The 14,318-nt window shown below is 41.5% G+C and carries 14 protein-coding genes and 1 pseudogene; 9 read left to right on the top strand and 6 right to left on the bottom strand.

The window, feature by feature from the left end; genetic code table 11:
- Nucleotides 1-53: 53 nt before the first annotated feature.
- Nucleotides 54-1,506, top strand: a pseudogene (pdxR, locus tag MKL36_RS00925) (MocR-like pyridoxine biosynthesis transcription factor PdxR).
- Here the strand turns inward: pdxR and MKL36_RS00920 are convergent.
- Nucleotides 1,503-2,990 (bottom strand): YifB family Mg chelatase-like AAA ATPase, encoded by a 1,488-nt coding sequence (locus MKL36_RS00920; protein WP_000010454.1) that lies wholly within the window; start codon nucleotides 2,988-2,990, stop codon nucleotides 1,503-1,505. The pseudogene pdxR and the gene MKL36_RS00920 overlap by 4 nt on opposite strands.
- Nucleotides 2,991-3,055: 65 nt before the next feature.
- The gene (locus tag MKL36_RS00915; protein ID WP_000894500.1) at nucleotides 3,056-3,283 is read right to left on the bottom strand and encodes an accessory factor UbiK family protein; all 228 of its coding nucleotides are present in this window, start codon (nucleotides 3,281-3,283) and stop codon (nucleotides 3,056-3,058) included.
- Between the two features lie 279 nt (nucleotides 3,284-3,562).
- Here MKL36_RS00915 and glnK point away from each other — a divergent pair, with 279 nt between their 5' ends.
- The 6 genes from glnK to MKL36_RS00885 all read left to right on the top strand — a co-directional run bounded on the left by glnK (nucleotide 3,563) and on the right by MKL36_RS00885 (nucleotide 9,065).
- Nucleotides 3,563-3,901, top strand: coding sequence for a P-II family nitrogen regulator (gene glnK, locus MKL36_RS00910; RefSeq protein ID WP_000780326.1), 339 nt, complete (start codon nucleotides 3,563-3,565; stop codon nucleotides 3,899-3,901).
- Between the two features lie 57 nt (nucleotides 3,902-3,958).
- Nucleotides 3,959-5,356, top strand: a complete 1,398-nt coding sequence (locus MKL36_RS00905) for an ammonium transporter (protein WP_000738520.1) — start codon at nucleotides 3,959-3,961, stop codon at nucleotides 5,354-5,356.
- A gap of 158 nt (nucleotides 5,357-5,514) precedes the next feature.
- The gene (gene nrdR, locus MKL36_RS00900) at nucleotides 5,515-5,973 is read left to right on the top strand and encodes a transcriptional regulator NrdR (protein WP_000543541.1); all 459 of its coding nucleotides are present in this window, start codon (nucleotides 5,515-5,517) and stop codon (nucleotides 5,971-5,973) included.
- Nucleotides 5,974-5,988: 15 nt separating this feature from the next.
- Nucleotides 5,989-7,074: a bifunctional diaminohydroxyphosphoribosylaminopyrimidine deaminase/5-amino-6-(5-phosphoribosylamino)uracil reductase RibD gene (gene ribD / locus MKL36_RS00895; protein ID WP_021510857.1), complete on the top strand. Its 1,086-nt coding sequence runs from the start codon at nucleotides 5,989-5,991 to the stop codon at nucleotides 7,072-7,074.
- Nucleotides 7,071-8,363 (top strand): DNA adenine methylase, encoded by a 1,293-nt coding sequence (locus MKL36_RS00890; protein WP_001083669.1) that lies wholly within the window; start codon nucleotides 7,071-7,073, stop codon nucleotides 8,361-8,363. Before ribD ends, MKL36_RS00890 begins: the two co-directional genes overlap by 4 nt.
- A 42-nt stretch (nucleotides 8,364-8,405) precedes the next feature.
- Complete coding sequence (locus MKL36_RS00885; protein ID WP_000493866.1) at nucleotides 8,406-9,065, top strand: riboflavin synthase; 660 nt, start codon at nucleotides 8,406-8,408, stop codon at nucleotides 9,063-9,065.
- A 58-nt stretch (nucleotides 9,066-9,123) separates the two neighbouring features.
- Here the strand turns inward: MKL36_RS00885 and MKL36_RS00880 are convergent, their stop codons facing one another.
- The 4 genes from MKL36_RS00880 to MKL36_RS00865 all read right to left on the bottom strand — a co-directional run bounded on the left by MKL36_RS00880 (nucleotide 9,124) and on the right by MKL36_RS00865 (nucleotide 11,998).
- On the bottom strand, nucleotides 9,124-9,342 hold the full coding sequence (locus tag MKL36_RS00880) for a hypothetical protein (protein WP_000354154.1): 219 nt from the start codon (nucleotides 9,340-9,342) through the stop codon (nucleotides 9,124-9,126).
- A 130-nt stretch (nucleotides 9,343-9,472) separates the two neighbouring features.
- Complete coding sequence (gene blhA / locus MKL36_RS00875) at nucleotides 9,473-10,111, bottom strand: cell division protein BlhA (RefSeq protein WP_086374139.1); 639 nt, start codon at nucleotides 10,109-10,111, stop codon at nucleotides 9,473-9,475.
- 38 nt (nucleotides 10,112-10,149) lie between these two features.
- Entirely contained in the window at nucleotides 10,150-10,557 is a 408-nt protein-coding gene (locus MKL36_RS00870) for a DNA polymerase III subunit chi (protein ID WP_021510859.1), read from the bottom strand.
- A complete protein-coding gene (locus MKL36_RS00865) occupies nucleotides 10,550-11,998 on the bottom strand; it encodes a leucyl aminopeptidase (protein ID WP_000673449.1) in 1,449 nt (482 codons plus the stop codon). Before MKL36_RS00865 ends, MKL36_RS00870 begins: the two co-directional genes overlap by 8 nt.
- Before the next feature lie 143 nt (nucleotides 11,999-12,141).
- Between MKL36_RS00865 and lptF the strand changes: the two genes are divergently transcribed.
- Nucleotides 12,142-13,242, top strand: a complete 1,101-nt coding sequence (lptF, locus tag MKL36_RS00860; RefSeq protein ID WP_000586912.1) for an LPS export ABC transporter permease LptF — start codon at nucleotides 12,142-12,144, stop codon at nucleotides 13,240-13,242.
- Nucleotides 13,242-14,312, top strand: coding sequence for an LPS export ABC transporter permease LptG (gene lptG / locus MKL36_RS00855; protein WP_000881094.1), 1,071 nt, complete (start codon nucleotides 13,242-13,244; stop codon nucleotides 14,310-14,312). The genes lptF and lptG overlap by 1 nt, the downstream gene beginning before the upstream one ends.
- Nucleotides 14,313-14,318: the final 6 nt, after the last annotated feature.

The raw sequence follows: 14,318 nt of genomic DNA, 5'->3' as shown, positions 1-14,318 counted from the left end.
GATGGATCAATACATCCAGTTTTTATAAGTTATATGGTCCAGATGGGGCGAATATGCTAAGACCTTGGCAAATACATTTCCGCATTGATGAAAGAGAAGAAAAAACGGTTTTTCTAAAACTGACCAACTTGATTAGTCAGGAAATTTTGAGTGGCCGTTTAGTACAGGGCACTATGCTGCCGGGGTCTCGCAGCCTGTCAAAAGAATTAGGAATTAATCGAAAAACGGTACAAGCAGTTTATGAAGAATTGGAGGCTCAAGGTTGGCTTGTGACTCGGCCTCGAAAAGGCACATTTGTGGCAGATGTTTTACCGGAAAAAAAGCCTCAAATAGAGCCAAGAGCTGATCGAAAAGTTAGTAATAAACCAATAATTCAACAAGTTGCTCAGCGGCCCCATAACGATGGTGTGCCAGATCCGAGGCTTATTCCCTATGAATTGTTTTCGAGGGCCTATCGGCACGCACTCATTAAAATTACTCAAAACCAGTACATGGGATATGGTGACCCACGTGGTATGGCTGAACTAAGGCAGGCTTTAAAACAAATGTTGTCGATGGAACGTTTCATGAATGTTGCGGAAGATGAGATTTGTGTTGTACGTGGAAGCCAGATGGGAATTTTTCTTGCCTCTCGTGCATTACCCAATCGGCAGGGTGTCATCGTCGTTGAGGAATTATATTACCCATCTGCCTTTAAAGCATTTCAATCAAATGGCTTTCAAGTGGTTTCTGTCAAATTAGATGAACAAGGTATTGTTATTGAAGAACTCGAACGGATTTTAAAAGAACACTCGGTTGCAGCAATTTATACAACGCCACATCATCAGTACCCTACAACCATTACCATGACAATGAGCCGCCGTCTTCAACTCTTAGAACTTTCAAAAAAATGGGGGTTTTACATTATTGAAGATGACTATGACCACGAATTCCACTATGACAGCCGGCCTATGCCACCCTTAGCAAGTTTGCCCCATTCTGAGTTGGTTATTCATGTAGGTTCATTGTCTAAAGTTTTTGCACCCGGTATTCGGTTAGGTTACATCGTGGCAGCTCCAACCATCATTCAAACCATTACTGAAGATATTTTATTGATTGATCGGCAGGGCAATAATATTACGGAACTCGCTTTAGCCGATTTAATGCAAAGAGGGGAAATCAAGCGACACATCCGTAAAATGAAAAAGTTTTATCAGTTACGTCGAGACTATGCGTTAGCTGAGTTTCAAAGAGTTTTTGCTGAGAGTATTCAGATACAACCGCCTGCGGGTGGAATGGCTTTGTGGGTAAAGTTTCAGAAATCATTTAATCAAGATCAGCTCATAAAGCTAAAAGAACTCAACATTGATACAGAGCAGAAGTTTAAACAGAAAGAGTGTGCTAATCATTGTATTCGCTTTGGTTTTGCAGCTTTATCAGAGAAAGAAATCACTTCTCTAATTGAGACCTTAAATGAAGCTCTTTAATAAAAGAACAGCGGACTCAAAATCCGCTGTTTTATTTTAAGAGTGATTACCTCGATAAGAGAGTGCTTCTGTAAGATGAGGACTTTGAATGACCTCACTTTGGGCCAAATCAGCAATAGTACGAGCAACCCGTAAAACACGATGATAAGCACGAGCAGATAAATTTAAACGTTGCTGAGCCATTTCAATCATTCGCTGTGAAGTACTATCGAGAACGGCATATTGTTCCAGTTGTTTGGGCGAGAGCGCCTGATTCAAACAATCCTGTCTTTGCATTTGTTGCTCATAAGCAGAAATCACACGTTGTCGAACACTATTGGAGTCTTCAGCAGGTGTTGGATCTTGCAGTTCCTGAGCTTTTAATGGCGGTACATCAATATGTAAATCGATACGATCGAGTAACGGTCCCGATATACGATTTTGATAGCGCTTAATGCTTTCTGGAGAACACTGACAACGGCTATCTTGATTAAATGCATACCCACATGGACAAGGATTCATTGCTGCAATGAGCTGAAAGTTCGCAGGATAAGTAATTTGCCGAGCCGCACGTGAAATAATGATTTCTTTTGACTCAAGCGGTTGGCGTAAGACTTCTAGAACCTTTCTGTCAAACTCGGGAAGTTCATCTAAAAATAGAACACCTAAATGAGATAAAGTAATTTCACCCGGTTTAGGGTGTGAACCGCCCCCAACCAGTGCAATTGCTGATGCTGTATGGTGGGGCGCGCGAAATGGACGCTGCCCAAAAGTATGTGGTGTATTTGAAATAGAATAAATACTTGCAACTTCAAGAGTTTCTTGAGTAGAAAGTGGCGGTAAAATGGAAGGCAGGCGTGAAGCCAATAAAGTTTTACCTGTGCCTGGTGGTCCTTTAAAGAGCAGGGAGTGTCCCCCAGCGGCAGCAATTTCTAGTGCACGCCGTGGCCGTAGCTGACCTTTAACATCTGCAAGGTCAAATTTATAGGGCATTTCATTTGAATGGGCACTTGGCTGCGCATGAGCTAGCTTTTGTGTGCCTAAAAAGTGCTCACATACCTCTTTTAAATGGTTAACCGGATAACACTCAAGATTAGGTAAATGGCTAATATCTTGGCTATTATCGACTGGTAAAACGATTTTATGCTGAGCTTGCTGGCATGCCATTGCTAAAGTTAAGGCACCTGACACAGGTCTTACATGACCGTCTAGAGCTAACTCTCCAATAAATTCAAAGTCTTCTGTGCAGTTTTCCGGAAGTTGACCAGAGGCAATTAAGATGCCTAAAGCAATTGGTAAATCTAGCCGTGAACCATCTTTGGGCAAATCTGCAGGAGCAAGGTTAATGGTCAGCCGCTTAGTTGGAAATTGAAATCCACTGTTAATAATAGCTGAGCGAACCCTATCCTTACTTTCCCTAACTGCTGCTTCCGCTAAGCCTACGATAGTCAGAGAGGGTAAGCCTTGACTCACATGCACCTCAACCTCAATGAGAGGCGCATGTAATCCTAAAAGTCCCCGAGTATAAATTTTAGAAAAAGACATCTTATTGTTCCATTATGGTGCTTCATTTTTAATCGTTGTAAAGTATAAGTGCGCTACGTTGGTGCTTATTTTTTATTCTTTAAAGCTTCTTCTAATAGACTGACTTGTTTTTGTAGCGCTTCTAAACGTTGATTGGCTAAATGAAGGGCTGTTTTTTGTCTTTCGATTTCTTGTTTAGAGACAAGATCTAATTTCTCGACAGTTTCATTTAATAATGCACGTAAGTTTTTTTCTAAATCTTTTTTAGGCTCGTCAATTTGTTCCAAGATGGCCTGTAATAGAGTTTCTAGCATGAGATATCCAAACTGTTGTATTACCTTATGCTCGCCAGTTTAACACTGCTTGAATCTAGGATATAGGCTTCTTGGCTTTTAGCCATGTCATAACGATAAATTGAAATAAAAACAGGACTGAAAATTCATTTTATTTTTAGTTGCTCATCTACATCTTGATAACTAAATAGGTTATAAAGAAAGCTCATGCAAAAGATTCATATCCTCCAACCTTTGAAATATTGGCATGAAAATTGAACATAAAACCTTACTGGTGAAAAGAAGCCGAAGGAAACAAACATGAAGCTTGTAACTGCAATTGTAAAACCGTTTAAATTGGATGATGTGCGTGAAGCACTCTCTGACATTGGTGTACAAGGGATTACCGTAACTGAAGTTAAAGGTTTTGGTCGTCAAAAAGGACATACAGAACTTTACCGCGGCGCTGAGTATGTGGTTGATTTCTTACCTAAAGTAAAAATCGAAATTGCGATTAGTGATGAAATGGTCGACGCGGTAATTGAGTCAATTACACGTGTGGCAAGCACTGGAAAAATCGGCGACGGTAAGATTTTTGTGACTAATCTGGAACAAGTCATCCGTATCCGTACAGGTGAAACAGGACCAGATGCTGTCTAAATTGGCACAAAGCTTGCTGAGCAATAAATAGCTCGCAAATGAGGTTGGGGGACACGAATGAAAAAAATGCTTATGGCGCTGAGTTTAACCGGCGCACTTTTGGGTGGTACTGCCGCTTGGGCAGAAGAGACTGTAACAACACCAACATCTGAGGTTACAGCAACATCAACGTCTGAAGCTCCTGCAACAATTGCAGCGGCACCAGCAGCTGAGGAAACTCCGGCCGCTCCGACACCGACTGCAAAACTCGATACCGGTGATACATCTTGGATTTTAATTTCAACAGCTTTGGTTCTGTTGATGACAATTCCAGGCTTGGCGTTATTTTATGGTGGTATGGTCCGTAAGAAAAATGTCTTAAGCACTATGATGTTTAGCCTTTCTGCTGCAATTTTAGTAAGTTTGCTCTGGGTGATTGCAGGTTATTCAATCGCGTTCTCTGGCACAGGTGCATACTTTGGTGATTTGTCTAAAGCAATGCTCAATGGCGTCGCTTTTGATGCACTAAGTGGAACAATTCCTGAAAGCCTCTTTGTTATTTTCCAAATGACTTTCGCCATCATTACTGTCGCAATTTTGAGTGGCTCGATTGCTGACCGTATGAAATATTCAGCTTTCATGGCATTCATTGCAATTTGGGTACTTGTGGTTTATGCGCCAATTACTCACTGGGTGTGGGCGGCAGATGGCTGGTTATTTAAAGCAGGTGCATTAGATTTCGCTGGCGGTACGGTTGTACACATTAACTCCGGTGTTGCAGGTCTAGTAGCTGCTTATATGCTTGGTAAACGTATTGGTCTTGGCCGTGAATCTATGGCGCCACATAACTTAACTTTAACTGTAATCGGTGCAAGTTTACTTTGGGTGGGTTGGTTTGGCTTTAACGGTGGTAGTGCTTTAGGTGCTGGTGCTCGTGCAAGTATGGCAATTTTAGTGACTCAAGTTGCTGCCGCTGCTGCTGCGTTCTCTTGGTTAGTAGTAGAACGTATGATCCGTGGTAAAGCTTCTGTATTGGGCGGTGCGTCTGGAGCTGTTGCTGGTTTAGTTGTGATTACGCCTGCAGCTGGTTTTGTTGGTGTAGGCGGAGCTTTAGTAATGGGCCTTATTGGTGGCGTAGTCTGCTTCTGGGGTATTACGGCACTTAAACGCTTACTTAAAGCCGATGATGCTTTGGATGCGTTTGGTTTACATGCTGTAGGTGGTATTGTCGGTGCAATTTTAACTGGCGTATTTTATAGTGATGAAATCATTAAGGCAGCCAACGTAGCATTAGCACCAACATTCGCTGGTCAGTTGTGGGTACAAGTCGAAGGTGTGCTTGCGACAATGGTTTACAGTGGTATCGCAACTTTCATTATTCTTAAAGTGATTGACCTTATCATTGGACTTCGTGTTAATTCCGATGATGAACGTATGGGTCTGGACTTAAGCCAACATGGCGAACGTATTGAATAATCACTAATAATACTTATATCAAAAACAGTCTTGTGCTGTGATCAAAGCGATGCTTTGATCTCGGACAGGACTGTTTTTTTGTCTCATAGAATGCTGGTTCTGTAAGTGTAGAAATTTTGCTACACTAGGTCAAAGTAATTGACCCTATTAAGTCCGCTATGCATTGTCCATTTTGCAACGCCGCAGATAGTAAAGTCATCGATTCGCGTCTAGCCGCAGAAGGTTGTCAGATTCGTCGACGTCGTGAATGTGTAAGTTGCGGTGAACGTTTTACCACTTTTGAAAGCTATGAAGTGGTGATGCCCCGTGTGATCAAATCGAATGGAAAAAATGAACCGTTCGATGAGGCGAAGCTACGTCGTTCGCTTATGCATGCCTTACAAAAACGTCCAGTGACACAAGAGCAGATCGAGACGGTTCTCAGCGATATTCAGTTGCAAATTCGTCGTTTGGGTGAGCGTGATGTGAAATCCAGAACGATTGGTGAGATTGTCATGCAATCTTTATTTGCACTTGACCACGTTGCCTATGTTCGTTTTGCTTCGGTTTATCAAGACTTTCAGGATGTTGAAGCGTTTCGCCGCCAAATTGAGCAAATGCAACAACGTGAACACTAATCATTTGAGATTTTTATGTCTGAGTTAAAACAAGATCAATACTGGATGCAGCAAGCCATTGAACTTGCCAAACGAGGACTCTATTCGACCAAGCCTAATCCAAATGTTGGTTGTGTCATCGTCAAAGATAATCAGGTGATTGGTGAAGGTTTTCACCCTAAAGCTGGTCAACCTCATGCTGAAGTTTTTGCCTTACGCGAGGCGGGTGAACAGGCACAAGGCGCAACTGCTTATGTGACGCTTGAGCCGTGTGCTCATTATGGACGAACACCTCCGTGTGCTGAGGCACTTGTAAAGGCACAAGTTAAAAAAGTGGTTGTGGCATGTCCCGATCCTAATCCGCTTGTTGCAGGTAAAGGTGTTCAGATATTAAAAAATGCCGGTATTGAAGTAGAAATCGGTATTTGTGAAGATTTGGCAGCTCAACTTAATCAAGGCTTTTTAAAAGCGATGTCTATAGGCATGCCATATGTACGATTAAAAGTTGCTTCTAGTCTTGATGGACGTACGGCGATGGCATCTGGTGAGTCGAAGTGGATTACGGGTTTTGCTGCCCGTCAAGATGTCCAACATTGGCGTGCGCTTTCAGGCGCTGTGATTACAGGTATTGAAACTGTAATTGCCGATGACTGCCAACTTAATGTACGTTCACTTCATAATATTGATATCGAAACAGTTGCTCAGCCAAAACGTGTAATTCTAGATCGGAGAGGGCGTTTACCACTCACCGCTAAAATTTTAGAAAATCCTGAAACTGTGATGGTCATGGGACCATATCGTCAGGAACTTGCTGACTTAGGCGTGATACAATTAGAAATTCAGTCTTTAAAAACACTATTACAGACCTTATCTAAGCAATACCAAATTTATGATGTGCTGATCGAGGCTGGCGCGACATTATCAAGTGCCTTTTTGCAAGAAGGCTTGATTGATGAAATGATCAGTTATGTAGCTCCAACTTTATTGGGGCAACGTGCAAGAGCCATGTTCAACGCAGATTTTGAATATATGGCACAGCAACTTCGTTTTAAACTTCTTGATGTAACACAACTTGATCAAGATATACGCTTAAGGTTAATCCCTACGCAAGAGAAAGTATGAATTCAGAGCCTTCGGTATACCACAAACGTCGTCATGCAGCCCGCACGACAGACGAATATCTTTTCCATCAGCTTGTCCCGTACTTGGGTAATAAGCGCCGATTGCTCCACTTGATTTTAGAAGCTCTGGAAATCACAGGGACGCTGAATAGCAAGAAAAAGAACCCCCCGATTTTTGCTGACTTTTTTGCAGGCAGTGGAGTGGTTTCTCGTTTAGCACGTCAAAATGGATACCGTGTCATTGCCAATGATTGGGAACCTTATAGCCATGCGTTAAATCATGCAATTTTAGCGTGTGTCGATGCACCTGCTTTTAAAGAGTTGGGTGGCTATCAGAAAGCGATTGATTATTTAAACCGCTTACCCGAGGTTAAAGGCTGGGTAACACACAATCTTTGCCCTCGTAATGATGATGTCTATGATCCATCTCGTGACCGATTATTCTTTAAACGTCGCAATGGTATGCGCATCGATGCGATTCGCCAGCAAATTGCAACATGGCAAGCGCAGGGTGCAATTAATGATGTAGAAATGAGTGCTTTGCTTGCGCCATTACTCTATTCAGCAAGTTTTGTGAGTAATACCAGTGGTGTATTTAAAAGCTTCCACCAAGGGTGGGGCGGACGTACACAAACAGCATTAGAGCGTATCGAATCACTACTTTGGTTAACTCCGAGCCGTTTCTGTGAGATTGGCGACCGTAAACGCCCTGCTGCTGAAATGTGGTGTGTAGATGCTCAGCATCTAGCAAATCAGATGAGCGGTTTTGAAGTAGATGTAGCCTATCTTGACCCACCTTATAATCAGCATGCTTACAGTAGTAACTATCACGTTTTAAATGCGTTGACATTATGGGATCAAGTCGACCTACCGCCACCAGACACTAAGGGTTATAAGAGTGGTATTGACCGTGCATGGCGTAAAGAGCGTCCAAGTCCATACAACTCTTCTAAACATGCAAAAGATGCGTATGAAAAATTACTTTCAACCATCAATGCACGTTATATTCTGACCAGTTATTCGACCGATGGTAACATTGAGCCGAAAGATTTACTGATGGCCAATCTGGAACGTGGAAAAGTGACTCTACTTACTCAAGATGTTCCACGTTATCGCGTAAGTAAACAACGTCAGTCAGAGCGTGCACGTGTGCTTGAGTTTATTGTGATTACAGATACTCATGCCAAACCAGGACCACCGTTACGTCAATTGTTAGGTCAGCTTTACCACTTCGCCGAGCTAGGTGGTGTAGATACTTCAGGTAACAGTACGCAGCTCGCACTTTGGTAAGCGCTGCAATTTAAGCAGTGTAAAAGATTTGGAGATTGAGCCATGTTTACAGGCATTATTGAAAGTTTAGGTAAAGTAGAAAGCCTGCAAAGTGTAGGTGGCGATGTGCGTTTACGTATTCAAACCGATTTGGATATGTCTGATGTACATTTGGGTGACTCAATTGCAACTAACGGGATTTGCCTCACAGTGATTGAGTGGGGTGATAACTGGTATGCGGCTGATGTATCTCGTGAAAGTTTAAACCGCACGACTTTGGGTAACTGGAAAGTGGGTCAACGTGTCAATGTAGAAAAAGCCATGTTACCGACTACCCGCTTTGGTGGACACATTGTAAGTGGTCACGTTGATGGTGTAGGTGAAATTACCCTAGTACGTGAAGATGCTCGCTCAATTTATTTTGAAGTGACTGCGCCTGTAGAACTTGCTAAATATCTGGCAGAGAAGGGTTCAGTAACTGTAGATGGTATTAGCTTAACGATTAATCATTTACGCGGTAATATTTTAAGTTTAAACCTCATCCCACACACAGCAGAGCGTACTAATATTGGAACGTGGCAAGTGGGTAGCAAGGTCAACCTTGAAGTTGATGTTTTAGCACGTTATATCGAACGCTTATTACTAGGTGATAAAGCTGCTGAACAGAAAACTGAATCAAATATTAGTATGGCCTTCTTAGCTGAAAATGGTTTTTTAAAATAAACTTTTAAATTGCCAAAATAAAAAACCGGACATACGTTCCGGTTTTTTATTTTAAAAATTAATGCTTGGTGAGAGTAACTGAGTGTGTGCCGACCCAAGGTTTATTATGCTGAGTGCGAGTAATTGAAAATTCGCCTTTTTCCGATGCTCGTGTGAGTAAGATTGAAAGCGAATTAAAGTCGTTATGACTCATATAAAGTTCTTGTGCTGAGAAGGTCCATTGCTCGCCTTGATTAAGTTGCTCAATTTGCGTTGAAATCTGATGCGGAATGTCCATTTCTTACCCTCATTAATTTTCATAAATAATCATGACTTATTCTTATAATTGCTTGAACCATAAGAATATTGTGCATGACCATTTTGTGACAATTAAATGTCATTTTTATGACAGGAAGAATATTAAAACTTTACTTTTCTATTTTTTCATCAGAAAAGTTAGAATTCTTTAAAATATATTCAATTTCTTCTTGAGCCGCAGCATGCAGTTTGGCACGGAAAACTGTTACTGCCTGTTCAATTAAGCTTTCAGCTTCAAGTTCTAGGCGAACACGTACACTTTCAAGCTCAGATAAGATTTGATCGTCAGTAATGCTAAGTTTTGCACCAGAAGAATAATCAATTGCTGGCGTTTCAGGGTTTTTCTGATAACGTGCAGTATGTTCAGCAACTTCTTGTTCTAAATGACTGCGTAAAGCCTGCAAAGCTTCCGTTTGTTCACTAAATTTACGAACTTCGTCAGCTTGTAATTCAGCAGCATAAGCTGCTTCCTTTGCGCGCTTATCTGCAAGAGCTTTTTCTAAAGCAAGCTGGTGACGAATTCGTGCTTGCTCGATTAACTCTGCCTTTAAGTCAGCATATGCCTTTTCAATATTTTGTTGTGATTCTAATTGCGCTTTTTCGTCATTTAAAACCCACAGTTGAATAGGGGTCTGAGGCTCTAATAAATCACAAATACGAGCCAAATCCTGTTGATAAGCATGACGGACAGCTTCAGGCGCATTTAACCATCTTTTTTTAAAATCTTGCCCGACATTTAATGCCACCACAGTTCTCCTTTGCTCAACAGTATTTACATTTTAGCGCGTTATAATTTAAAGGTTCGAGGTTCTATACCTAAACGACGATACATTTTAAATTTTTCTCGGCCAATTTGCTTGGCTGCTTCATTATTTTCAACAATTTCTATAATGTGGCTAAAATGTTCCACTTGTTCAAGTGCATGATTGTTAAAATTAAATACCAGCCAACCTTGTTCAGAAGGTTGTTTAGCCGAAATACATACTGCTGCATCTACCTGATCAACGCCATGGGCAATAAAGCTGGTCGGATCAAAGCTCCACAATTTTTCATCAAGTGTTTGTTGTAACTGCACATCTGGGCAATACCACCAGATTTGTGAATGCTTCAGTAAAATTTTTCGACATAAACGGCAAGCACTATCGACTTGCCGTTCTTCACTGGTTTCAAACAGATAAAAGCTAACTTTAGCCATTCGTACTTACACGGTTAGCCAAGAATTGCATAAGTAGCGGTACTGGACGACCAGTTGCGCCTTTTGCTGAGCCTGATAACCATGCTGTTCCGGCAACATCCAAATGAGCCCAGCGATAGTCACGAGTAAAACGCTCAAGGAAGCAGGCTGCTGTAATTGCGCCGCCATGTGGTCCACCAATGTTAGCGATGTCTGCAAAAGGAGAGTCCAATAGTTCTTGATAATCATCAATCACTGGCATGCGCCATACACGGTCAAATGACTGCTCACCAGCTTGTTGGAGTTCAGCTGCCAAAGTATCGTCCGGAGAGAATAAACCACTCAGTACTTTACCTAACGCAACTACGCAAGCACCAGTTAATGTTGCGATATCAATCACAACTGCCGGATTGAAACGTTTGATATACGTTAAGGTGTCGCAAAGGACCAAACGGCCTTCAGCGTCAGTGTTTAAAATTTCAACGGTCTGACCACTCATGGTTGTTACAATATCGCCTGGGCGAGTTGCTTTACCTGAAGGCATATTTTCCGCAGCTGCAATCGCACCCACAACATGGATTGGAAGACGTGCCTCACATAAAGCACGGATTGTGCCGAGTACAGAAGCTGCACCACACATATCAAACTTCATTTCATCCATGCCAAGTCCTGGTTTTAAAGAAATACCGCCTGTATCAAAGGTTACGCCTTTGCCGACAAGTACGACAGGAGCTTGTTCAAGCTGTGCTTGGTATTCAAGAGTCACAATACGGCCCGGACGCTCAGACCCTTTGCTAACTGCAAGAAATGCATACATGCCTAAATCAGCCATTTGTTGCTCATTTAAGACAGTGACTTTAAGTAAGTCTGGAAATTCTGCAGCTAAAGCTAACGCCTGTTCTGCCAGATATTCAGGGAAACAGATGTTACCTGGTCGGTTTCCTAAGTCACGAGCATAAGACTGACCAGATTGTACGGCATGTACTAAAGCGAGTTGATTTTCATCAAGGCTGGTTTGTGAGCTAATTAAATCAACTTGTTGTAACACAAATTCATTTTTTTTCGATTTAAACTCATCATAACCATAAGCTGCTTGAGTTAAGCTTAATGCAAATAAATAATGGTATTCGACAGGTAACGCAGCAATATCAATTGCGATATGCTTAAATTTATTTTGTGCCGACTTGATAATGGTTTGCGCCAATTTTGCTAACTTAGCTGCTTGAAGTTCAGCTGCTTTTCCTAAACCAAGTAATTGGCTATGGGGCTGAGTGCTAAGTTGACCAAATAATGGCAACGTTTCATTGAAGTTGGCTTTAAATTGAGTTGCTGTAAGAATACTTTCTAGATTATTGATTTGATATGTATTGAGATTGCTTTGTAGCTGTTCTGAATCAACTAAAATCCACAAAGATTCATTAGATGTTTGTTCAGGAAAAGTTGTATAAGTTGTAAATTTCATGGCTGCCGTGATTGCCTATAGAAAGTTATGTTGGATTAAAACATTGAAACACTTTCAAGCATAGCGTTGCAATGTGCGGTTTTATATTTTTAACATTCGGGTAAACTAGCGTTCGTCCCGATTAGCCTTTTGGAAGTATTAATTTGATTATTCGGCGTTATCTCGTCAAGCAAGTTGTCTCTACCTCATTGGTGGTCATTGCATTATTGACCTTAATCATGATGGGTGGTCGTCTGATCAAATACTTTGGTGTGGCGGCACAGGGGCGACTAGATGCCAGTATCTTGTTTAGCATCATTGGATATCGTTTACCTGAATTTCTAACCCTCATTTTACCACTTGGGTTTTTTATTGGTTTAATGTTGGTGTTTGGTCGTTTATATGTTGACCATGAAATGGCCGTATTGAATGGTAGTGGGGTAAGTCGTCATCAGTTAGCGCGCTTACTTATTCCAATGACACTGGTTTATATGGTGTGTCAGTCCGTACTTATGCTTTGGATGACGCCGTGGGGACTTCGTGAATTCGAAAAATTAACTACAACCCAAGCAGTGCGTACAGGGTTTGACTTGGTGCGACCAAGAGAGTTTATTTCTTCTGGACCTTATACGATTTATGCAGGTTCATTGTCGGAAGATCGAAAAAACCTTAAAGATATTTTCTTTTATCAGCGTGCAGCCAAAGAAGGCAAGCCAGATGTCATGATTTTGGCAAAAGAGGCGACTCGTGTAGAAGTTGCAAATGACACCGCCAATGTCGTTGATCTCGTTCAAGGTCGTCGCTATGAAATATTCCCGGGACAACCAAAATATACACAAGCAGAGTTCCAGTCTTATCGTCTACGTTTAGAAAATGACAAAGATGTTAAGTTTGAGAGTGGCGATGTAGAAGCACTTTCCACATCAAAACTATTTTCTAAAGCAAATGATCCGGTCGTAAGAAGTGAGTTGGGCTGGCGCTTATTTGGTCCGTTTACCATTATTATTGCCTTGATGCTATCTGTGGCATTGTCGGAAGTAAGCCCGCGACAAGGTCGTTATTATCGTCTTATTCCATCTATCTTTATTTTCGCGAGTTTGATCGTACTCATGATTGCAATTAAAACTCGTATAAGTAAAGGAGAACTGGATATTTGGGCTTATCCAGTGGCTTTATTGGTTTATGCAATCGCAGCTGCCTTATTTTCACGTAAGCAGAAATTAGGGCCGAAAATCAAGAAACAGATTAAGCGAGTGAAATTATAATGTTAGCACGTCGAATAGTCGCCAAATATGTGACGAAAACCACTGCGCTCGCAATGTTTGGTACCACCATTGTTTTGTCTGTTTTGCAAATCCTGTTTACTTATCTGGGTGAATTAGGTGAGTTAAAACCTGACTATAATGCATGGCAAGCTTTTATCTATGTGTTATGGGGTGCCCCTCGCTATCTATATGAAATTTTACCTATCTCGGCCTTAATTGGCGCTGTGATTGGGTTAGGCGCTTTAGCATCCAATAGTGAGCTGATCGTGATGCGTTCGGTCGGGATTAGCTTATGGCGTATTGTAGGTTGGGTTATGCGCTCAGCTTTGCTGCTTATTGTTTTATCTTTTGCTCTAAGTGAGTGGGTTGTTCCCTATACAAATGAGAAAGCACAAAGTGTCAAAAGCCATCGATCAGTTGCTGCTTTAGGTGAAGTGAAAGGCTATTGGTCACGAGAAGGGCAACGTTTTATTTATATTGATTATGCGAACTCACAAGGAAATTTAAGAGATATCCAGGTCGTAGACTTTAACAAAGACTACCATTTACAGTCTTTAATTAATGCAGAGCAAGGAAAGTTTATCCAGGATGGTCAATGGACTTTACAAAAAGCCAGCCAGATGGACATTCTTACAGATGGTAATTCGATACTAAATAATCATGATCAGCAGTCTTTAGGTTTGGCTCTACAGCCTAAATATGTACACATGGTGACTTTAGACCCTGAGGACTTGTCTCCAAGTCAGCTGATTAGTTTTATGCGCTATATGGACGAATATAGCCAAGTGCCGAAAACTTACCAATTAGCTTTTTGGCAAAAAGTCGCTTCTCCATTTTCACTCATTACTCTTGTATTAGTGGCTTGTTCTTTTATTTTTGGTCCACTACGTCAACAGTCGATGGGTTTCCGTTTGGTGATCGCACTCTTCATTGGTTTAGGCTTTTATTATTTACAAGACTTCTTGGGCTACGCAAGTTTGGTATACGCGCCTTCACCAGCTTGGTTTGTACTCATGCCTATTATTTTAATGTTTGGTGCCGGAAGTTATTTGCTTTATCGGGCCCGTTAAATTGAA

This window comes from Acinetobacter sp. AOR12_HL (genome assembly GCF_027855275.1).
GTDB classification, from domain to species: Bacteria; Pseudomonadota; Gammaproteobacteria; order Pseudomonadales; family Moraxellaceae; genus Acinetobacter; species Acinetobacter baumannii.
The sequence above is the reverse complement of the archived record's forward strand: the minus strand, read 5'-3'. Positions and strand labels throughout refer to the sequence as shown.

Coding starts and splice junctions, on each gene's coding strand:
- MKL36_RS00920 (WP_000010454.1), bottom strand. CDS start 2,990: ATGTCTTTTTCTAAAATTTATACTCGGGGACTTTTAGGATTACATGCG.
- MKL36_RS00915 (WP_000894500.1), bottom strand. CDS start 3,283: ATGCTAGAAACTCTATTACAGGCCATCTTGGAACAAATTGACGAGCCT.
- glnK (WP_000780326.1), top strand. CDS start 3,563: ATGAAGCTTGTAACTGCAATTGTAAAACCGTTTAAATTGGATGATGTG.
- MKL36_RS00905 (WP_000738520.1), top strand. CDS start 3,959: ATGAAAAAAATGCTTATGGCGCTGAGTTTAACCGGCGCACTTTTGGGT.
- nrdR (WP_000543541.1), top strand. CDS start 5,515: ATGCATTGTCCATTTTGCAACGCCGCAGATAGTAAAGTCATCGATTCG.
- ribD (WP_021510857.1), top strand. CDS start 5,989: ATGTCTGAGTTAAAACAAGATCAATACTGGATGCAGCAAGCCATTGAA.
- MKL36_RS00890 (WP_001083669.1), top strand. CDS start 7,071: ATGAATTCAGAGCCTTCGGTATACCACAAACGTCGTCATGCAGCCCGC.
- MKL36_RS00885 (WP_000493866.1), top strand. CDS start 8,406: ATGTTTACAGGCATTATTGAAAGTTTAGGTAAAGTAGAAAGCCTGCAA.
- MKL36_RS00880 (WP_000354154.1), bottom strand. CDS start 9,342: ATGGACATTCCGCATCAGATTTCAACGCAAATTGAGCAACTTAATCAA.
- MKL36_RS00870 (WP_021510859.1), bottom strand. CDS start 10,557: ATGGCTAAAGTTAGCTTTTATCTGTTTGAAACCAGTGAAGAACGGCAA.
- MKL36_RS00865 (WP_000673449.1), bottom strand. CDS start 11,998: ATGAAATTTACAACTTATACAACTTTTCCTGAACAAACATCTAATGAA.
- lptG (WP_000881094.1), top strand. CDS start 13,242: ATGTTAGCACGTCGAATAGTCGCCAAATATGTGACGAAAACCACTGCG.